Source organism: Sorangium sp. So ce887 (assembly GCF_051521455.1).
Lineage (GTDB): Bacteria > Myxococcota_A > Polyangia > Polyangiales > Polyangiaceae > Sorangium.
In genome coordinates, this window is sequence record NZ_CP150354.1 from 1,658,489 (window position 1) to 1,677,787 (window position 19,299).

Here is a 19,299-nt window from a genome sequence, read left to right on the forward strand (position 1 = left end):
CGCTGCGGCGAGCGCGGTCGACTGCGCGGCGGAGCGGCGCGGCGGAGCGTGCGCGGCGGAGCGGCGGAGCGGCGCGGCGGAGCGGCGCGGTCGAACGAGGCACCACGCCGGCGAGCACGTCAGCGGAGCTCGCGCGGCAGCGGGGCGGCGGCAGGGTCGCTGGAGACGGCGCGCTCCGTCGGCACGGCGTGCGCAGCGCCCGGGTCCGCGCAGCAGCGGAAGCCCTGCTGATAGAACATGTGGTTCTCGTCGTGCGAGCGGGTCGAAGGGCGGCAACGCGTGCGCACGGGGCCCCAGTAGCCGCCCTTCAGGATGGAGGGGCGCTCACCTTCGCGGACGGAACGGGTCCACTCATCGATGTTGCCGGTCATGTCGTACACACCGAACGGGCTCCGGCAGCGCGGCTGAGCGCCGGACGGCATGCCCTGCCAGAGCCGATCCATCTCGGCCATGGCGGCAGGGCCGCTCCGCGGGCGCAACGCGGTCTCGATGAACGCGCGCCACGGCTGGTCGACGACGCACGCCTCCGGGTCGCGGACGTACCCGTACGGGTAGGGGCGCGCCTCCTCGCCCTCGCAGGCGAAGGTCCACTCGGCCTCGTCACAGAGGCGCTTGCCCTCCTCGGCGCAGAGCTCGCTCGCCTCGTAGAACGAGACGAGGATGAACGGATAAACCCCCTTCTGGTTGGGGTACTCGTAGCGATCCATGCAGAAATGCATCGGCTTCGTGTCGAGGCCCCCCGACATCGAGAGCCATCTCTCGCGATCGAACTCCGCGCACCGCTCCGGATAATCCCGGCTGATCCAGTGCTTGCAGGTCGTCCGCTGCATCTCGTCGATGGAGCGCAGGTCGCCCTGGGCCCTCGGCGTCGGGTCGAGCTTCATGAGGCCGGAGACCTCGACCATGCCCGTCGCACAGACGCCGCGGTTGCCCTCGATCTGGTCCATCGCCTCGCGCGACTCGGCGGGAGACGACGCGATCTGCCAGTGGCGATCGCGGACGAGGCGCCACTCGAACCGGAGTCGACGCGGCCGCGCGCCCGTGATGGCGCTCGCTCCGAGCGTCAGCGGCACGGTCGGCGCCTCCGCGAGCCGCACCACGAGCAGCGCGAGCGCGGCGATGCCCAGCGCGAAGCCGACGGCAACGGCAGCGCGCAGCGCCCTCGCGCGGGGGGGCGCGGGCTTCCGCGTCGGGTGGGCGAACCTGTGCATGCTCCCTCGCGTAGACTTTACTGCGCGGGAGACTCGAAGGCAGACAACTTTTCGCGGAGCCGCGCCACGTCGCCGGCGCGCTCGTTCGAAAGATCGCGGGTCTCCCGGGGATCGCGCTCGAGATCGAACAGGAGCATCCGGTCGCGCTTCTTGCGGTTGAGCACGAGGAGCTTGAGGTGCCCGTCGACGACCGCCGCGCGGCGGGCGGTGCGGGCGAACACCGGTCCTCGGGGCGCGCGGTCCGCGCCGGCGGCGATGGCGGCGAGGGAGCCGCCCTCGACGGCGGTGGCCTCCGCGTCGCCGAGCTCGAGGACGGTGGGCGCGATGTCGACCGTGCTCACCGGGTGCGGGTAACGGCCGGGACCTGCGCCGGGGAGCGCGACGACGAGCGGGACGCGGATCGCCTCCTCGTAGAGCTCGACCCCGTGGCCGAAGGTGGCGTGCTCGCCGAGGCCCTCCCCCTGCGCGCCGTGGACGATGATCGCGGTGCGGCCGGCGCGGGGGCCCCGGGCCACGGCGTCGAGCAGGGCGCCGAGCTGCCGGTCGACGTAGGCGATCTCGCCGTCGTAGGCGGCCGTCCTGCCGGAGCCGAAGCGGATGCCGGGGTGGGCGACGTAGCGCTCGTGGGCGTCGAAGAGGTGGAGCCAGAGGAAGACCGGCTGCGCGCGCCGGGCGTCGCCCTCGAGGAGCTCGATGGCCTTCTTGACCGCGAGGTGACCGGTCGCCTCGCGCTCGGGGTGGGCCTCGCCGTAGACGGTCTCGAAGCGATCGAACCCCTGGTCGAAGCCGCGCTCCTGGCTGATCCAGGTGAACGAGCTGACCGCGGCGGTGAGGTAGCCGGCGCGCTTCATGCGCTCGGCGAGGGTGTCGTTCCCGGGCAGCAGCGTCGGCCACGCGCGGCGGTCGCGCGCCGCCCGGTTGAGGCGGCGGCCGGTGACGAGCGGCGCGATGGCCCGCTGCGTCTCGCTCGAGGCGGCATAGGCGCGCTCGAACAGCACGCCGCGGGCCGCGAGCTCGGCAAGCCGCGGGCTCGTGTCGCGGCCGTAGCCGTAAGCCGACGTGTGGTCGGCGCGGACCGCGTCGAGGGTGACGAGGAGGATGTCGGGGCGCTCCGGCGCGGAGGCGGGGGCGGAGGCGGGCGTGGCGGCGGGGGAGGTGGTCCTGGTCAGGACGGCCGGGATCACCGCGCCGGGATCGTCGCGCGCCGCGGGCACGGCGGCGGCGCGCGCGGTCGCGGCCAGTGCGGCCGGTGCGGCCGGTGCGGCCGGTGCGGCCGGTGCGGTCGGTGCGGCGCTGGCAGGAGGGGCAGCGGGGCCCGCGAGCGCCCCGGCGGGCCGGGAGGCGTCGCCCAGGGCTGCGTCGCCGCAACCCTGGTCGATGCCGTCGCCCGGGATGTCCCGCGCGCCGTGATACCGGGTGGGGTCGCCCTCGTCGCAGTCGAGGCCGCCGAAGTGCGAGCCCATCCCGTCGCCGTCGCGGTCGGTCCACCGCTCGAGCGCGCCGAAGAGGGTCGCCGCGAGCCCGCCACCGGCGCGCACGGCCTGGCCGAGCGGGGGGAACGACTCGACCCGGGCGGTCGCGCTCATGAGGACCAGGGCGGCGAGCGGGACGCCCGCGATGCCGGCGATGCGGCCCACCGCGGCGCTGAGGTCGACGCTGGAGACGAGCGCGGTCGCCACGAGCGCGATGGCGCCGTCGACGATGGCGGCGCGCACGGCGGCGCCGGCGTCGCCGGGGGTGCTGCCCGCGGAGGCGGCGAGCGGCGCGAAGGCGGCGACGAGGGGCAGGACGCCGAGGGCGGCGCCGGCGACGGCGAGGATCCACGGCTTCACGCCGCGGGCGGCGAGGCGGTCGCCGAGCGCGACGAGGCGCTGGGTGAGGAGCGCCGCGGCCACGACGCCGGCGAGGCCGAGGACGCCGAACGTCGCGCCGGCGAGGCCGCGGTGGTGGGTCGCCGCCTTGAGGAGGGCGGCGAGCGCGGCGAGCACGGGCACGGCGACGCCGATCCACAGCGCGACGCGGAGGACGGCGAGGCGCTCGCCGCCCGCGCCGACGATGCCGCGGAAGCCGCGGCCGGCGGCGCGCGAGAGGATGAGCGCGAGCGTGACGAGCGGGAGCAGGATCGCGGTGCCGACGAGGAGCCCATCGAGGAACGACGCGCCGGCGCGCGCGGTGCGCAGCGCGGTCGGGACCGCCGAGAGCGACGCGACGCCGAGGCCGAGCACGCAGGCCTCGCCGAGGCGGGTGGTCCAGGCGCTGCGGCGCGGCGGCGGGGGGACGGACCGCGCCGGCGGCGCGCTCGGGCGGGCGGGCGGACCGCTCGGCGATCGCGGCGGGACGCTATCATGAGCGCCGGCGGCGCTCGGCGGCGGGGGACCTGGTTCGGCGGTGATCATGGGCACACAGGGGAGAGGGCCGCGCGGGCGCCTCGCGAGGGCCTGTCGCGCCTGGCCGCGAGGTCGTGCGCCCTGCAGAACGGGGGCCTACCATCGGTGCACGGAGCCGGAAAGTATCCTGCGGGAGCGGATGGGTCGGGAGCGGATGGGCCGAGGGCGGCGGGAGGGCGCTCGGGGTCGAGGCCGGGCGCTGGGGGCCCGCGCGGCGTCCGGGCGCATGCGCGCTGGCGGGCTCCGGGCGGGTACGGCAGGATGGAGGAGCCGTGTCGCTCCCCGCGCGCAAGCTCGCCACGATCGCGGATCTGCTGGCCATCCCCGAGGCACAGCGCTTTCACGAGATCATCGACGGCGATCTCGTCCCGAAGGCGATGCCCTCGCCGAAGCACGGCGGGGCCCAGGCATCGCTCGCCGGGATCGTGTTCCGGCCCTACAACCGGCGGCCGGGAGGTCGCTGGCCCGGGGGGTGGTGGTTCGCCACCGAGGTCGAGGTGGGATTCGAGGAGCACGACATCTACCGCCCGGACGTGGTGGGCTGGCGGCGTGAGCGCCTCCCCGAGCTGCCCGACAAGACGCCGATCCTCGTGCGTCCCGACTGGGTCTGCGAGGTGCTGAGCCCCTCGAACACGCGCAACGACCTCGTGAAGAAGCTGCGCACGTATCACCGATGCCAGGTGCCGCACTACTGGATCGTGGATCCGATGAACGAGGTGCTCACCGTGCATCGCTGGATGGAGGGGGGGTATCTGAACGTGCTCACGGCGGAGCGGGGCGAGCGGGTCAGGGCAGAGCCGTTCGACGCGATCGATGGGTCGGTCGGGGTGCTCTTCGGGGACGACCCGGACGAGGCGTAGGGCGGCGGCGCGACGGGGCGGGGATGGCGGATCGCCCGCGCGAGCGTCGAGCGTCCTTCGCGTGCGCGCCGGGAGCTCAGCCTGGGTCCTCCGGCGCCTGCCGCGCGGCGATCACCCGGCTCATCACGCTCCGCAGCGCGTCGAGGTCGAACGGTTTGTCGAGCACCGCGACCGCGCCCAGCGAGCGCGCCAGCGCGTGGGTGGAGCTCTCGCCGAAGGCGGTGATCAGGACGATGGGCGGCCGGCGCCGCACCGCGGACAGACCGGCGAGCACCTCCATGCCCGTGAAGCACGGCATCTGGATGTCGCTGACGATCGCGTCGACCGGCGCGGGCGGCTCCCGGCCGGCGAACAAGGGGAGGAGGTAATCGAGGAGCTCCAGCCCGTTCTTCGCCTCGATGACCTCGAAGCCGTCACACTTCAACGTCGACGCCAGCAGCGCGCGCATCTCGTCGTCATCCTCGGCCACGAGCACCCGGCAGCCCGCGCCGTACCGGCCGGCGGGCGGGGGGGGCGGCGGATCGCCGGCCCACGCGTCGATGAGGCTCATGCACAGCTCCTTCCGTGCCGACGAGGCCGGCGAGCACGCGCACTGCACGTTGTATGCCTCGTTCCGCCACCAGGGCCAGGAGCAGGCCTGACCAGGGGAGTTTTGCCCCACCCGGGGAGGTTCGGGACGCCCCCTTCCGAGCCGCGCCCCGACCTGGGGACCGCGGGGTTCTGACGGCGTCATGGCGGTCTGCGCGCGATGGGCGCGCCGGCGCCGCCACCCCGAGCACGGTATCGCCTCGGTATCGCCTTGCCCATGCCCCCCCGGCGACCCGTATCCTCACAAGGACGCTGCCCGGGCTTCATTAACTATCCTGAACTTCGCCAGATCCAAGGAGCTTTTCATGACGTTGCTGCGACATCGCGCTTCGGTCTCCGTGCTGGTCGTGCTCGCCCTGTCCGCCTGCGGTGGCGACGACGTCGTGCGCGAGACCGGTCTGTCCTGCGGCCCCGGCACGGAGGAGGCCGACGGCGTGTGCGTGCCGGCGGCGACGAGCCCCGGCGTCGCCTGCGGCGAGGGCACGGAGGACGTCGGCGGGGAGTGCGTCCCGACCGCCCTCCAGCCGGGGCATTTTCTGAGCCCGCTCGTGCAGCTCCAGAGTCTGCACGAGGTGGGGAGCCACACGGATGAGGTCCGCATCCGCGACGACGGCTTGCTCCTCAATTGCAGCTACACCTTCAACGTCATCAACGCCGAGGACCCCGCCGACATGGAGGTGCTCGCGGGGGGTCTCAAGCACACCATCGCCGGCGATACCCGCACACCCGGCTGCAAGCACCTCGCGTGGGACGACAACCTCGTCTTCACCACGCACCTCGGCAACATCCGGAACCCGGCCTTCCTCAGCGGCTGGGACATCAGCGATCCCGAGGCCCCAGTGCAGCTCCATGTCCTGCAGGAGCCGGGGATCAGCTACGAGGGCGTCGACGTCGCGGACCACAACCTCTTCGTGGGGCTGCACGGAGACGGCCTCGGCGTCTATCGCTACGACAGCGAGAGCGGGTTCACGCGCGCCGGCAGCCTGGGTGGGTTCACCAACGCGTGGGGGGTCGCGGCGCGCGACAACCATGTCTTCGTCGCCGACGGCGTGGACGGGCTCGTCACGGTCGACGCGACGGATCCGACAGCGCCGGTCGAGCTCGGGCGCGTGGCCACCGGCGGCCAGGCCAAGGGCGTCGTCGTGGACGGCGACTTCGCCTATGTGGCGGCGGGCTCGGCGGGCGTCGCCGTGGTCGACATCTCGGATCTCGAGAGCCCGGTCGTCGTCGGTCGCGCCGAGATGCCCGGGACCCCGCTCCGCCTGGCCTACGCCGATCGCCGCCTCTTCGTCGCCGCGTGGAACGACGTGCGCGTCTACGACGTGTCCACGCCCGCTGCCCCGACCTTCATCGCGGCCGTGCGCATCCCGAGGCCCTTCGAGTACGAGGATCCGGATCGCGAGCTCCCGACGATGCGCACCTTCGGCGTGGCCGCCCGGGGGCAAGACGTGTTCATCGGCACCTGGGAGAACCCGTATTCCTACCGCCTCGAGCCGGACCGCCTCGCCCCGAACCTCCGCCTCCCGGAGGCCGCGGCCAGGATCGATTTCGGTCCGGTCGCCGTCGGGGACACGAAGACCCTCCCGCTCGAGGTCACGAACCAGGGGACGGCGCCGCTCACGCTGGTGGACAACTGGATCAGCGGCTCCGCGTTCCGCGTCGAGCCGCGCCAGGCCCGGATCGCGCCCGGCGAGAAGATCGAGCTCGACCTGACCTACCTCGCATCGGCCACGGACCAGGAGATCGGCTATCTCCATATCGTCTCCGACGACCCCGCGGCCCCGGTGCGCAAGACCTACCTCGTCGGCAACGCGCCCGGTGTGAGCGTCGGCGCGCCCCTGCCCGCGACCACCGGCACGATGCTGGACGGCTCGACGTGGACCTCGGAGGAGTCGGCCGGGAGCGTGCTGTTGCTCACGTACTTTGCCACCTTCTGCCCGGTCTGCGCCAACCACCTGCCGGACACCGAAGAGCGGTTCTGGCTCAAGTACAAGGACCGGGGTCTGCAGGTCGTCGCCCTGAACCCGAGGGAGCCGGTCGATCAGATCGGCCAGGTGCAGGCGTACTGCGACAACATCAAGGTCAGCTTCCCGGTCGGGCTCGAGGAGACCGCGAGCACCTACACCGCCGTGACGTCCAGCTTTCCCGGGCCCAATCCCTTCCCGGTCGACGTGATCGTCGGAAAGGACGGCATCGTCCGGTACGCGACGCACGAGTACGATCCGGATGCCATGACGGCCGTCATCGAGCAGGCGCTCGCCGAATGATGCGCCGGGCCCTGCTCCTGCTGGTTGCCCTCGTCACGCCCGCCTGCGATGGCGGCGGCTCGACGAGCGGGGCCGGGCACGCGGGAGGAAGCGCAGCGGCGGGCGGCGGCGGCGGGGGCGATGCGGCGGGCGGCGGCGGTGCGGCGGGCGGCGCTGGCGCCGGTGGTGCTCCCGCGGGGCCCGGCGTGACGGGCGTGCTCGTGGACGAAGCGGGGCAGCCGATCGTCGGCGCTCCCGTGCTCCTGTGCAACACCGCGGTCTGCTACTCCGACAGATCGAAGGAGGGTGGCCGCTTCACCTTCCTCTGCGACGCGGAGCCGCCTGTCGACTTCGTGGTGAAATCGATCGAGGACGCGGGGACGACGCCGCGCCGGGGCGTGGCCATGTTCCCGCTGCGCTTCCGCGACACGGCCACCGTCGACGCGGGGTCGCTCTTCGTGCCGGCCCTGCCGGCGGGCGCCGTCCTTGGCTCGGACAGCAGCGATCCGCAGACCCTGGAGGTCGGCGACGGCCTCCGGCTCACCGTGAGCCGCGCCGACCTCGCGGCGCCGCTCGGCGCGTCCCCCCACGACATCGCGGCCCGGAGGATCCCGCCGGAGCGCGTGCCCCCGCTCCCCGATCTGGGCGGTGAGGAGATCGTGGCGGTCTATGCGCTGTACCCGTTCGCGACGACGAGCGGCGCGCCCATCGGGGTCCAGGCACCCTCGGATCTGACGCCCGGAACGCGCGTGAGCTTCCGGAGCATGAGCGAGTACGACGGCAAGCTCTCGGCGCCGGCCGCCGGCGAGGCCGACGGCGCGGTCGTCCGGACGGCGCCGGGCTCCGGGATCGACGAGCTGACATGGCTCGTGATCTCGAGGTAACCGCCTATCTCGATGCGAGGGAGCACGGGTGAGGACCGAGCCCGCCGAGCATGGATATCTCCCGCCATGTGGATTCTGCCACAGCGTCTGTCCCGCACACCCGCGCCCCGACCGCACGGATACCCGCCAGGCGCCAGAGCGATAGAGAAGCGGCGCGTCGCGGCAGCGCGCCGGCAGGTGGCAGGTGGACGACAGACAAGACCGACAGAACCAGCGAAGCGGAAACCGCCGCGAACCCGCTTGACCCCCCGCGCGACCGCAAGCTATGTTCCCCGCATGTCCCGCGCGCTCCCCGCGTCCCCCGCTCGCTCCGGCTCCGAGGTTTTCGTCCTCGGCGCAGGCCGGTCGCGCGGGGCCGCCCAGGTGGGCTCGCGCGTGGCCGGGCTGCGCTGGTGGCGCTGGTACTGTACCAAGGCGGGCCCCAACGACGGGTAACGCGCCTCCCTCCGGGGAGGCCGACCTGAAGGAAAGAAGAAAATGGGCCCGCCGAACAACGGTGGGCCTTTTCGTTTTTGTCCGCTATGCAGTGCGCCGCAGTCCGACGCTCGAATCCCGAGGATCCGTGTCTGCCGCAACGGCCGTGAACATGAGGAGCGAACCATGATGCATGCAGTGATCGATGCGCTCTGCGCGGGCGTGGACCTCTCCGCCGAGCAGACCGAGGCGCTGTTCCGTGACGTGGTCGCGGGGGCGCTGACCGAGATCGAGCTCTCCGCGCTGCTCGTCGCGCTCAAGGCGAAGGGCGAGACCCCCGCCGAGATCGCCGGCGCCGCGCGCGCGCTCCGGGGGGCCTCGGCGCCGTTCGCGCGGCCGGCCTACGCGTTCGCCGACTGCTGCGGCACCGGGGGCGACGGGCAGTGTACCGTCAACGTGTCGACCGCCGTCGCCTTCGTCGCGGCCGAAGGGGGGCTGCCGGTCGCCAAGCACGGCAACCGCTCGGTCTCGTCGCAGTGCGGCTCCGCCGACGCCCTCGAGGCGCTCGGCGCCCGGCTCGACCCGCCGGCCGAGGTCTCGCGCCGGGCCCTCGACGAGGTCGGCTTCTGCTTCCTCTTCGCGCCGCAGTACCACGCCGGCCTCCGCCACGCGATGCCGGTGCGCCGCGCCCTCAAGGTGCGCACGATCATGAACCTGCTCGGCCCCCTCGTGAACCCGAGCGCGCCGCCGATCCAGGTGATGGGCATCTACGATCCGGAGCTCGTCACCCACGCCGCGCGCACGCTCGGGATGCTCGGCTGCCAGGCCGCGCTCGTCGTGCACGGCGGAGGCCTCGACGAGATCGCCCTGCACGCCCCGACCCGCGCCGCCCGGCTCCGCGACGGGGTCGTCGAGGAGCTCACGCTCGATCCGTCGGACGCCGGGGTCTCGCCCGCGCCGATCGAGGCGCTCCGGGGCGCCGGCCCGGCCGAGAACGCGGTGTGGCTCCGCGACCTCCTCGCCGGGCGCGGCGAGCCCGCGCACCGCGACGCCGTCGCCCTCAACGCGGGAGCGCTGCTCTGGATCGGCGGGCGCGCCGACAGCCTGCGCGAGGGGACGGCCACGGCGCTCGACGCGCTGAGCTCGGGGCGCGCGGCGGAGCGGCTCGCGCGCTTCGTGGCGCTGAGCCGGGAAGGGTCTCAAGAAGCGCGCAAGGAGGCGAATCATGGCTGAGCAGAGCAATGTCCTCGCGCGCATCGTGGAGCGGAAACGGGCGGACGTGGCGGAGCGCGAGCGGCGCACCCCGCTCGCCGTCCTCAGGGCGAACGCCCCGCCCACCTCGCGGAGCCTCCGGCGCGCGCTCTCCGCGCCGGGCGCGCGGTTCGTCCTGGAGTGCAAGAAGGCGTCCCCGTCAGAAGGCCTGATCCGGCCGGACTTCGACCCGCACGCCGTCGCCGCCGCCTACTACGGTGTCGCCGACGCGGTGAGCGTGCTGACCGACGAGCCCTTCTTCCAGGGCAGCTTCGAGATCCTCCAGGCCGTGCGCGAGGTCCTGGACGTCCCGCTCCTCTGCAAGGACTTCGTCGTGGGCCCTTACCAGGTGGTCGAGGCGCGGTCGCGCGGCGCGGACGCGATCCTGCTCATGCTGTCGGTGCTCGACGACGCGACAGCGCTCCTCTGCCTGGGCGCGGCCGAGGCGCTCGGCATGGACTGCCTCGTCGAGGTCCACGACGAGGCGGAGCTCGACCGCGCGCTCGCGCTGCCCGCGCCCGTGATCGGCATCAACAACCGCGATCTCAGGACGCTCAAGGTCGATCTCGCCGTCTCGGAGCGGCTCGCCCCGCGCGTGCCGCGCGACCGGATCGTCATCGCGGAGTCGGGCGTCGAGTCGCGCGCCCACGTGGAGCGGCTCGCGCGCTCGGTCGACGGGTTCCTCGTCGGCACCTCGCTCATGCGCAGCCCCGACATCGCCGACGCCGCGCGCGCGCTGGTGAACGGCAGGGTGAAGGTCTGCGGCCTGACCCGGGCGGGGGACGCGCGCGAGGCGGAGCGGCTCGGGGCCCGCTTCGGCGGCCTCGTCTTCGCCGAGGCCTCGCCGCGGCGGGTGACGCGCGAGCAGGCCGAGATCGCGATCGCCACCGCCGCGGGGCTGCCCTTCGTCGGCGTTTTCCTCAATCAGTCCGCGGGCTTCGTCGCCGATACGGCGCGCGCGCTCGGGCTCCGCGCCGTGCAGCTGCACGGCGACGAGGACGCCGCGTACGTCGAGGGGCTGCGGCGCGCGCTCCCCGAGGGCTGCGAGATCTGGAAGGCGGTCCCCATGGCGCCGTCCGGCGAGGCGGCCGGCGCGGCCGGCGCCTCGGGCGCGGCCGGCGCGGCCGGCGCGGGCGCCGAGGTCGAGCGCCGCGCCGATCGGCTCGTCTTCGACACGCGCACGGCCGAGGCGCGGGGAGGCACCGGGCGGACGTTCGCCTGGAGCGCGATCGAGGACCACCCGGCGCGGGCCCGGAGCCTGCTCGCGGGCGGGCTCACGCCGGACAACGTCGCCGCGGCGCGCGGGGTCGGGGCGTGGGCGCTCGACGTGAGCTCGGGCGTCGAGAGCGCGCCCGGTGAGAAGTGCGCCGACCTGCTCGTGCGGCTGTTCGACTGCGCGCGCGGCCCCTCGCGCCACGACCCTGGCCCCGCGGCCCCGGCGGACCCCGCTTCTCCCTGACCGCATCTTCCACAACGCACCACGCACCATCGACGGATCGAGGCAATCACCATGCAGCAAAGCGGTCGCTTTGGCGCCTTCGGCGGCGCCTATGTCCCGGAGATCCTCGTACCCGCGCTCGAGCAGCTCGAGCGCGCGTACCTGGAGGCGCGCGGCGATCCGTCGTTCGCGGCGGAGTTCAACGCCTTGCTGACGAGCTACGCGGGGCGCCCGACGCCGCTGACCCTGTGCCGCAACCTGACCGGCGACCCGCGCGTGAAGGTGTACCTCAAGCGCGAGGACCTGCTCCACGGCGGCGCGCACAAGACGAACCAGGCGCTCGGCCAGGGGCTGCTCGCGCGGCGCATGGGCAAGCGGCGGCTCATCGCCGAGACCGGGGCCGGCCAGCACGGCGTCGCGACCGCGATGATCGGGGCCCTGCTCGGGCTCCCCACGCGCATCTACATGGGCGCGAAGGACGTGGAGCGGCAGCGGCTCAACGTCTTCCGGATGCGCCTCATGGGGGCCGAGGTGGTGCCGGTGACCTCGGGCTCGCAGACGCTGAAGGACGCCCTCAACGAGGCGCTGCGCTACTGGACCGAGAGCTACGAGGACACGCACTACCTGATCGGGACGGTCGCCGGCCCGCACCCGTTCCCCACGATCGTGCGCGACTTCCAGTGGGTGATCGGCCGCGAGGCCCGCGCGCAGATCCTGGAGTCGGAGGGGCGCCTGCCCGACGCGGTGGTCGCGTGCGTGGGCGGCGGCAGCAACGCGATGGGGATCTTCTCCGAGTTCATCCCGGACAAGGACGTGGCGCTCGTCGGCGTCGAGCCCGCCGGCCACGGCCTGTCGACCAGCATGCACGGCGCGACGCTCCTCAAGGGCCGCCCGGGCGTGCTGCACGGGTCGGAGACCTACATCCTCCAGGATGAGCACGGGCAGGTCGCCGAGACGCACTCGGTGTCGGCGGGGCTCGACTACCCCGGCGTCGGGCCGGAGCACGCGCACCTCATGACGTCGGGCCGGGCGACCTACGTGGCGGCGACCGACCAGGAGGCGCTCGACGCGTTCCAGCGGCTCGCGCGCAGCGAGGGCATCATCCCGGCGTTCGAGTCGGCGCACGCGATCGCGCACGCGATGAAGATGGCGGCGGAGGCGGCGCAAGCAGGGCGCGAGACGGTGCTCGTCGTGAACCTGTCGGGCCGCGGAGACAAGGACATGGAGCAGGCGCAGAAGCTGCTCGATCCCGGGAGGTCGACATGAGTCGGGAAGCGATGACGACGCGCTACGATCGCGCATTCGAGCGGCTGCGGCAGCGGGGGGAGGGGGCGTTCATCCCCTTCCTGATGCTCGGGGATCCGGACCTCGCCACGAGCGCGCGGCTGCTCCGCGCGGCGGTGGAGGGCGGCGCGGACGCCATCGAGGTCGGGATCCCGTTCTCGGATCCGATCGCGGACGGCCCGACGATCCAGGCCGCCGCCGTGCGGGCGCTCGCGGCCGGCGTGCGGCCGCCCGACTGCATCGAGCTCCTCGCGCGGTTCCGGGCGGAGGTGAAGGACGTGCCGGTCGGCATCCTGACGTACGCGAACCTGGTGAAGCACCGCGATCTCAAGGGCTTCTACGCGTCGGTGGCCGCGGCCGGGGTCGACAGCGTGCTCGTCGCCGACGTGCCGGTGAGGGAGTCGGAGCCGTACGTGGCGGCGGCGCGCGAGGTGGGCGTGGCGCCGGTGCTGATCGCGCCGCTCAACGCCTCGGAGCCGACGCTGAAGCTGCTCGCGGAGCGGTGCGCTGCGTACACCTACTGCGTCACGCGCAAGGGCGTGACGGGGGCGGACGAGCAGCTGCGCCTCGGCCACGGCACGCTCCTCGAGACGCTGCGCCGGTTCGGCGCGCCGCCCGCGATCCTCGGCTTCGGCATCTCGAAGCCCGAGCACGTGCGCGACGCCCTCGCCGCCGGGGCGTTCGGCGTGATCAGCGGGTCCGCGGTCGTCCAGCGGATCGCCGCGAACCTCGGCGATCCCGAGGCGGCCGCGCGCGCCGTCGCGAGCTTCGTCCGCGAGATGAAGGCGGCCACGGTGCGCTGACCGCGGCGGTCGCCGCCGTCCTCTCGATGCCGCGCGGCGCCGCCACTTGCGCGGCTCGCCGCGGGGCGAGCCGTGCTCCCTGCAGCGGCCGCGCGTGGCTCTCGTGGCAGGCGGCGGGCTGAGCTCAGGGGCACGCGACGCCGCACCGGTGCTGCGCGAGCCCGATGCAGCTCTCGTCCCAGCCGAACGTGCAGCAGAAGCTGTCTCCCTCGAGCTCGTCGCACACATTCTCGACGCAGCTGTTGCACGACGGGTCCAGCGCCTCGCCCGTCTCGCAGAGGTCGTGAGCGCACCCGCAGGCCCGCCCGCAGGCGGCGGCGAGCCCGTCGACGCAGTGGGCGTCCCACGCGCTCATGCAGCAGGCGGGGTCCTCGGCGCACAGAGCGGTGACGCACGGGTCGCAGCTGTCGAGGAGCGGGTCCCCCTCCTCGCACAGGTCGTGGCTGCAGTCGTCCGGCGGGCATGCGCCGCAGTCGGAGGCGCACGCCTGGCAGTTCTCCCGCAGGGGCTCGCACGTGCCGTCGCCGCAGACCGGCGGGCACTCGCCGCAGTCGCCGGCGCACGACGCGCACGTCTCCGGCGCCTCGCAGCGCGTGTCGCCGCAGGTCGGCGCGCACCCCTCGCAGTCGCCGGGGCAGCTCTCGCACGTCTCTTCCTCGTCACACCGGGCGTCGCCGCACACCGGCGCGCCGCCGGAGCCGCCGGAGCCGCCGGAGCCGCCGGAGCCGCCGGAGCCGCTCGACGTCGCGTCGCCGGAGCCGCTCGACGTCGCGTCGCCGGAGCCGCTCGACGTCGCGTCGCCGGAGCCGCTCGACGTCGCGTCGCCGGAGCCGCTCGACGTCGCGTCGCCGGAGCCGCCGGAGCCGGCCGCACCGGAGCCGCCCGCGCCGCCGGAGCCGCCCGCGCCGCCGGAGCCGCCCGCGCCGGCCGCACCAGAGCCGCCGGAGCCGCCCGCGCCGGCCGCACCGGAGCCGCCCGCGCCACCGGAGCCGCCCGCGCCGGCCGCACCGGAGCCGCCGGAGCCGCCCGCGCCGGCCGCACCGGAGCCGCCCGCGCCACCGGAGCCGCCGGCGCCGGCCGCACCGGAGCCGCCCGCGCCGCCGGAGCCGCTCGACGCGCTGCTCGGTGCGGCGCTGTCGTCCCCGCAGCCGGCGGTCGTCAGGATCGATGTCAGGGCGAGCAGGGCGCACATGCGGAGAGAGCCGTTCATCAGGGGAACCTCGTCATGGTGAGTTGAGAGCTGCCTTTGCGACCCCGCCGCCGCCGAGCTGGCGAGAAGCGTAACGCGCGACGCCGCCTGTCAGAAGAGCCCCACGGAGAAGTGGAGGGCGCCGTCGATCTCGTCGAGCTCGTCGCGCGGGTCCAGGTTGAAGCCGTAGTCGAAGGCCAGCGGACCGATGGGGGTGTTCACCCGCAGGCCGGCGCCGAGCCCGTAGCGGAGCCGCCGCGGGTCGAGGTTCACGTTCCTCGCCCGGATCCAGAGGTTGCCCGCGTCGAGGAACAGGCCGAGCTGGAGCAGATCGGTCAGCGGAACGCGCAGCTCGGCGCGCGGATTCACCATCACCGTTCCGCCGCGCGGGATATCGTCGGTCGAGACGTCGGCGTCCTCGCCCAGCGCCGTCCTCGCCTCCTCGAGCCCGTCCTCGGGGTACAGCGACTCGGCCAGATGGGAGCGGAGCGAGTCGACGCCGCCGAGGAAGAACAGGCGGTCAGGGTAAGTCCCGCTCTCGGCGACGAGCGGTTGAATATACCCTCCGGACAGGCTCAGCGCGAGGATGAGCCGCGACCGGGGCGCGAGGGGGATATAGCCCGACACCCGGCCGGTGAACCGCAGGAAGTGGCTCTCGGGGAAGCTCGACTGGGCCCGGGCCGAGTCGAACGCGTCGAACGCGTCGACGTGCTCGACGCCGCCGGAGAGCAGGAATCCCCGGGTCGCGGCGAAGGGGGTGTCCCGCGTGTCCCAGGACGCGTCGAGCCGCTGGGCCAGCGCGATCGTGCGTCCCTCGGGCATGCGCAGCTGGTCGAGGATATTCCGCTTCTCGTTGCCCACGGCGCCCGGGAAGAAGCCGACGTCGTTCAGCTCGGTCGACACGGCGAGCTGCGTCGTCACGGCGCGCCGCGGACGGTAAGTGATCGCGGGGATGAGCGCCTGCTTCGTGAAGCCGAAGTCGAGCTGGTTGTCGCGCACGTCGATGCCCGCCAGAGAGAGGCTGACGAGCGGGCCGAGGCCGATGTCCGGGAGCGTGATCGAGACCGTGTTGCGGCGCTCCAGCTGGTCGTCGCCGTTGAGCTCCTCGTAGTGACGGCGCGCCGCGGGGTCCACGACCATGAACTCGAACAGGTAGCTGAGCTGGACGCGCATCGTGAGGCCGATGGCCAGGCCGCCGATGTTGCGGTGTCCGTACTCGAAGGCGAAGCGGACGCCCTCGCCGGTCGAGAACCCGATCTGCGGGTTGAGGTACTGCGGCAGCTGCTCGACCACATGGATGATGACCCGCTTGTTCTTCTGCGGGACATCCGGGTCCTCCAGCGAGATGGACACGCTGGAGAAGGGGCCGAGCGTGGCGATGCGCTCCTCGCTCAGGCGGGCCTGCGACTGCCGGAACGGCGCCCCCTCGCGGAGCAGCACGCGGCGGAGGATCAGCTGCTCGTCGGTCCGGACGGCGCCCTTGATGACGATGCCGGTGACCGTCACCCGATCCCGCTCCGACACGATGAACCGCGCGCGGGCGCGCGTGCGGTCGGGCGAGGGCTCGATGGCCGTGCGGACCTCGGCGAACGCGTAGCCGAGGTCGCGGTAGGCATCGAGGATGCGCAGCCGCGCGGCGTCGAGGGCGAGCGTCGAGAGGGGCTCTCCGACCTTCAGGTCCGCGACCCGGCTGAGCCAGCGCTCGCTGAACGGGCTCTCCTCGGCGCAGAAGCTCCGGTCCCGCTCGGTCAGGCCGGCCTGGCCGCAGAAGCCCTTGTTCCCCTCGAAGGCGAGATCGTAGAGCCGGGTCTGCGGGCCGGGATGGACCGGGATGCGGAGCGTCACCTCGGGGGCGCACGTGATGTGCCGCGCCGGATCGGGCCGGCAGGTCAGGGCGGCGGGGACGGGCGGCTCGGGGACGGGGAGGCCGAGCGCGTCGGTGCGGCACTGGGCCGTGACGCGCTCGGTGACCGGCTCGGGGACGCAGGCGCCCGGCTTCGAGCGGCGCGAGCAGGTGGCGCGGAGCACGGAGACCGGACCGACGACGGCGTTCAGGTAGCCCTTGCTGAAGTAGAGGTCGCGCAGGTGCTTGAGGGCGCGCTCGTGGGTCTCCTGCTCGTACGTCATCGCCGGGATGAGCTCGACCGGGCGGGCCCGGCCGCCCGCGCCGCGGGTCGGGCCGAACAGGTCCGAGATGCCGCGCGGGTCGGGCATCGAGAAGGCGTCGGCGCCGGGCAGGTCCTCCTCGAGGAAGCTCTCGATCTCGCGGCCGAGGTCGTCCGGGCTGAGGTCGCCGGTGAGGCAGGGGAAGACGCGCTTCGTGACGCGCACCTGCTCGTGCTCGCGGACCGTGAAGGTCAGGTAGCGGACCGGATCCTCCGGCTTGCCGCCGAGCGACGGCGTCACCCTGGCGTCGAGGAAGCCGCGGGCGACGTAGAACGCGGTGAGCCGGTCGGCGAGGTCGTCCGCCTTCGTCTCGGTGGTCTCGCCGAGGCCGAGCGCGGCCTCGAGGGCGTCGCTGTCGAAGGCGCGGTTGCCGTCGAAGGCGGGGACGATGCGCGCGCCGGGATCGAGGTAGACGTAGAGGTAATTGTTCGGGCCGACCGCGAGCACGCGGTGCGAGACCTCGGCGTCGTGAAAGCCGCTCCGGCGGAGGAGCTCGGCCATCTCGCGGTCGGCCTCGGCGAGGGCGGGCTCGTCGACGCGGGCGCCGACGCCGAGGCGGTAGCTCTCCCTGAGCGAGCCGAGCTCCCGGTCCGCGCGCGGGTCGACGACGAACACGCGCTGGACGACGATGCGCGGGGCGCCGGCCTCGACGTTGAGGGAGAGGACGATCTGCGACGGCTCGTCGGTGTCGACCGCGCGGACCGTGACCGCGGCCGCGGGGTAGCCGTGCTGCGCGTAGAACGCGCGGATGCGGGGGCCGATCTCGGCGAGCGCCGCGGCGGTGATCTCGCCGCCCTCGGCGATGCCGGCGGCCTCGAGGGTGCCCTGGCGATCGAGCGCGCCGCCGGTGATCTGGACGGTCGCGATGCGCCGGCGCGGGACGACGACGATCCGGAGCGCGGCGCCGTCGGGCAGCAGGTAGGCCTCGGCCGACGCGCGGGCGAAGTTGCCGGAGGCGAGCAGCTCGCGCATCGCGCGGCGAGCGGCGTCGTGGCTGAGCGGCTCGCCGAGCTCGACGCTCGTGACCGGCGACGCGTTCTGCCAGCGGTCGCCCTGCGCGGCGACATCGATGCGGACGATCGGCTTGCCGACGAGCTCTCCGAGGGCGAGCGGCTGATCGAGCGACGGCACGTCGGTGGCCTCGGTGCCGGCTTCACCCGGAGACTCGGCGCGCCCCGCGGCGCTGGCCTGACCCGGGTTGGGGTTGGCCTGAACCTGGTTGGCCTGACCCGGGTTGGGGTTGGCCTGAACCTGGTTGGCCTGACCCGGGTTGGGGTTGGCGTGAACCCGGTTCGAGCTGCTGGACTCCACCTGGTCGGCCTGGGCCAGGCGCACGGGCGCCTGGTCGGCGCGCGCGGGGACGGCGAGCGCGCCGAGCGGCAAAAGGCCGAGCCACAGGGGAATGAGGGCGGAGCGGAGGCGAGCCATCAGGTGCGGAGCGCCGGGGGACGAAAACGAAATGAACCGGCGCCGGCGTGCACGAGGACCGCAGCGTAGCCCGGTTGGGCGGCGGTTGGGCAAGAGGCCGCCCGCGCGGCGACGTCGCCCGCGCGCCCTGCATCGCCGCAGCGCGGCCGCCTGCCTCCGCGCGCCGCCGCGCCCGCGCCCGCGCGCCGTTCGCGCACCAACACGAACGGCGCGGACTCCAGCGCCCGGGAGGCCCAGGCCCGGTCGGATCGACGCCTCGATGCGCCGATGTGCGAGACGCGGGGCTCTCGGCGGGCGGACCTCGTGCTAGCGTCGCCGCCCGTGCGAGGCACCGGATGAAGGACCTGGCGATGCTTGTCGGCGCCGTGGCGCACGACCTCAAGGTGGTGACGCTGTGGGAGAGCCTGCGCGAGCACTTCCGCGAGCATGGAATCCTGATTGATTTCGCGCTGTTCTCTACGTACGAGCGCCAGGTGGAGTCGCTGATCCGCGGGCACATCGACGTCGCCTGGGACAGCGCCATCGCGCACGTGCGGGTCAAGCGGCAGACCGAGGGCCGGTCCCGTTCGCTGGCGATGCGCGAGATCGACCGCGACTTCCATAGCAAGCTCCTCGTCCGCCGCGACGCCGCGGTCGGGGCGCTCAGCGACCTCGAGGGCAAGGTGCTCGCGGTGGGGAGCGCCGACTCCGCGCACGCGCGCATCCTGCCGCTCCACTTCCTCCGGCAGGCGGGGGTGGCGGTGGACAAGATCCAGCTCATGCCGTTCGAGGTGGACCTCGGCAAGCACGGGGACACCGCGACGAGCGAGGTCCAGGCGCTCGCGGCGCTGCACGAGGGCAAGGCGCAGGCGGCGGCGGTCGGCGACGCGGTGTGGCTGGCCGAGCAGGCGAGCGGCCACATCGATCTCCGCCGGGTCGACGTCCTCTGGACGACGCCGGCCTACGACTTCGCGATGTTCGACGCGCTGCCGGCGCTGCCCGAGGCGAAGGCCGAGGCGTTCCAGCGCGCGCTGCTCAGCATGACCTGGAAGAACCCGAAGCACCGGCGCATCTTCGAGCTCATGGGCCACAAGCAGTGGGTGGCCAGCCGCGACGACCGGTACGGCGCGCTCGACGCGGCCACCGCGGCGCTCGCCGCGGCCCCCTGACG

Annotated in this window: 13 protein-coding genes; 8 read left to right on the plus strand and 5 right to left on the minus strand. The window is 73.8% G+C overall.

Annotated features, from left to right (window positions below):
- Positions 1-119: 119 nt before the first annotated feature.
- A complete protein-coding gene (locus tag WMF36_RS06240) occupies positions 120-1,211 on the minus strand; it encodes a formylglycine-generating enzyme family protein (protein WP_437578687.1) in 1,092 nt (363 codons plus the stop codon).
- A gap of 17 nt (positions 1,212-1,228) precedes the next feature.
- Positions 1,229-3,607, minus strand: coding sequence for a sulfatase (locus WMF36_RS06245; protein WP_437578688.1), 2,379 nt, complete (start codon positions 3,605-3,607; stop codon positions 1,229-1,231).
- Positions 3,608-3,870: 263 nt separating this feature from the next.
- Here WMF36_RS06245 and WMF36_RS06250 point away from each other — a divergent pair, with 263 nt between their 5' ends.
- Positions 3,871-4,458, plus strand: coding sequence for a Uma2 family endonuclease (locus WMF36_RS06250; protein WP_437578689.1), 588 nt, complete (start codon positions 3,871-3,873; stop codon positions 4,456-4,458).
- Between the two features lie 76 nt (positions 4,459-4,534).
- On the opposite strand, the gene WMF36_RS06255 is transcribed toward WMF36_RS06250, so the two are convergent.
- A complete protein-coding gene (locus tag WMF36_RS06255; RefSeq protein ID WP_437578690.1) occupies positions 4,535-5,008 on the minus strand; it encodes a response regulator in 474 nt (157 codons plus the stop codon).
- Positions 5,009-5,351: 343 nt separating this feature from the next.
- On the opposite strand from WMF36_RS06255, the gene WMF36_RS06260 reads away from it, so the two are divergent.
- The 6 genes from WMF36_RS06260 to trpA all read left to right on the plus strand — a co-directional run bounded on the left by WMF36_RS06260 (position 5,352) and on the right by trpA (position 13,366).
- Positions 5,352-7,313, plus strand: coding sequence for a redoxin domain-containing protein (locus WMF36_RS06260; protein ID WP_437578691.1), 1,962 nt, complete (start codon positions 5,352-5,354; stop codon positions 7,311-7,313).
- Entirely contained in the window at positions 7,310-8,176 is an 867-nt protein-coding gene (locus WMF36_RS06265; RefSeq protein WP_437578692.1) for a hypothetical protein, read from the plus strand. The genes WMF36_RS06260 and WMF36_RS06265 overlap by 4 nt, the downstream gene beginning before the upstream one ends.
- Positions 8,177-8,779: 603 nt before the next feature.
- The gene (gene trpD / locus WMF36_RS06270; RefSeq protein ID WP_437581859.1) at positions 8,780-9,823 is read left to right on the plus strand and encodes an anthranilate phosphoribosyltransferase; all 1,044 of its coding nucleotides are present in this window, start codon (positions 8,780-8,782) and stop codon (positions 9,821-9,823) included.
- On the plus strand, positions 9,816-11,300 hold the full coding sequence (gene trpCF, locus WMF36_RS06275) for a bifunctional indole-3-glycerol-phosphate synthase TrpC/phosphoribosylanthranilate isomerase TrpF (RefSeq protein WP_437578693.1): 1,485 nt from the start codon (positions 9,816-9,818) through the stop codon (positions 11,298-11,300). The genes trpD and trpCF overlap by 8 nt, the downstream gene beginning before the upstream one ends.
- A 51-nt stretch (positions 11,301-11,351) precedes the next feature.
- Positions 11,352-12,545, plus strand: coding sequence for a tryptophan synthase subunit beta (gene trpB, locus WMF36_RS06280; protein WP_437578694.1), 1,194 nt, complete (start codon positions 11,352-11,354; stop codon positions 12,543-12,545).
- The gene (trpA, locus tag WMF36_RS06285) at positions 12,542-13,366 is read left to right on the plus strand and encodes a tryptophan synthase subunit alpha (protein WP_437578695.1); all 825 of its coding nucleotides are present in this window, start codon (positions 12,542-12,544) and stop codon (positions 13,364-13,366) included. The genes trpB and trpA overlap by 4 nt, the downstream gene beginning before the upstream one ends.
- A gap of 124 nt (positions 13,367-13,490) precedes the next feature.
- Here trpA and WMF36_RS06290 read toward each other — a convergent pair whose 3' ends face one another.
- Together WMF36_RS06290 and WMF36_RS06295 are read right to left on the minus strand one after the other, a co-directional pair.
- Entirely contained in the window at positions 13,491-14,576 is a 1,086-nt protein-coding gene (locus tag WMF36_RS06290) for a hypothetical protein (protein ID WP_437578696.1), read from the minus strand.
- Between the two features lie 90 nt (positions 14,577-14,666).
- Positions 14,667-18,149: a POTRA domain-containing protein gene (locus WMF36_RS06295; RefSeq protein WP_437578697.1), complete on the minus strand. Its 3,483-nt coding sequence runs from the start codon at positions 18,147-18,149 to the stop codon at positions 14,667-14,669.
- 335 nt (positions 18,150-18,484) lie between these two features.
- On the opposite strand from WMF36_RS06295, the gene WMF36_RS06300 reads away from it, so the two are divergent.
- On the plus strand, positions 18,485-19,297 hold the full coding sequence (locus WMF36_RS06300) for a phosphate/phosphite/phosphonate ABC transporter substrate-binding protein (protein WP_437578698.1): 813 nt from the start codon (positions 18,485-18,487) through the stop codon (positions 19,295-19,297).
- The last annotated feature ends 2 nt before the right edge of the window (positions 19,298-19,299 follow it).

Excerpts from the sequence above, each read along its gene's own strand:
- trpCF (WP_437578693.1), top strand. The coding sequence starts at position 9,816 with ATGGCTGAGCAGAGCAATGTCCTCGCGCGCATCGTGGAGCGGAAACGG.
- trpA (WP_437578695.1), top strand. The coding sequence starts at position 12,542 with ATGAGTCGGGAAGCGATGACGACGCGCTACGATCGCGCATTCGAGCGG.
- WMF36_RS06240 (WP_437578687.1), bottom strand. The coding sequence starts at position 1,211 with ATGCACAGGTTCGCCCACCCGACGCGGAAGCCCGCGCCCCCCCGCGCG.
- WMF36_RS06260 (WP_437578691.1), top strand. The coding sequence starts at position 5,352 with ATGACGTTGCTGCGACATCGCGCTTCGGTCTCCGTGCTGGTCGTGCTC.
- trpB (WP_437578694.1), top strand. The coding sequence starts at position 11,352 with ATGCAGCAAAGCGGTCGCTTTGGCGCCTTCGGCGGCGCCTATGTCCCG.
- WMF36_RS06255 (WP_437578690.1), bottom strand. The coding sequence starts at position 5,008 with ATGAGCCTCATCGACGCGTGGGCCGGCGATCCGCCGCCCCCCCCGCCC.
- trpD (WP_437581859.1), top strand. The coding sequence starts at position 8,780 with ATGCATGCAGTGATCGATGCGCTCTGCGCGGGCGTGGACCTCTCCGCC.
- WMF36_RS06265 (WP_437578692.1), top strand. The coding sequence starts at position 7,310 with ATGATGCGCCGGGCCCTGCTCCTGCTGGTTGCCCTCGTCACGCCCGCC.
- WMF36_RS06295 (WP_437578697.1), bottom strand. The coding sequence starts at position 18,149 with ATGGCTCGCCTCCGCTCCGCCCTCATTCCCCTGTGGCTCGGCCTTTTG.
- WMF36_RS06245 (WP_437578688.1), bottom strand. The coding sequence starts at position 3,607 with ATGATCACCGCCGAACCAGGTCCCCCGCCGCCGAGCGCCGCCGGCGCT.
- WMF36_RS06290 (WP_437578696.1), bottom strand. The coding sequence starts at position 14,576 with ATGAACGGCTCTCTCCGCATGTGCGCCCTGCTCGCCCTGACATCGATC.
- WMF36_RS06300 (WP_437578698.1), top strand. The coding sequence starts at position 18,485 with ATGAAGGACCTGGCGATGCTTGTCGGCGCCGTGGCGCACGACCTCAAG.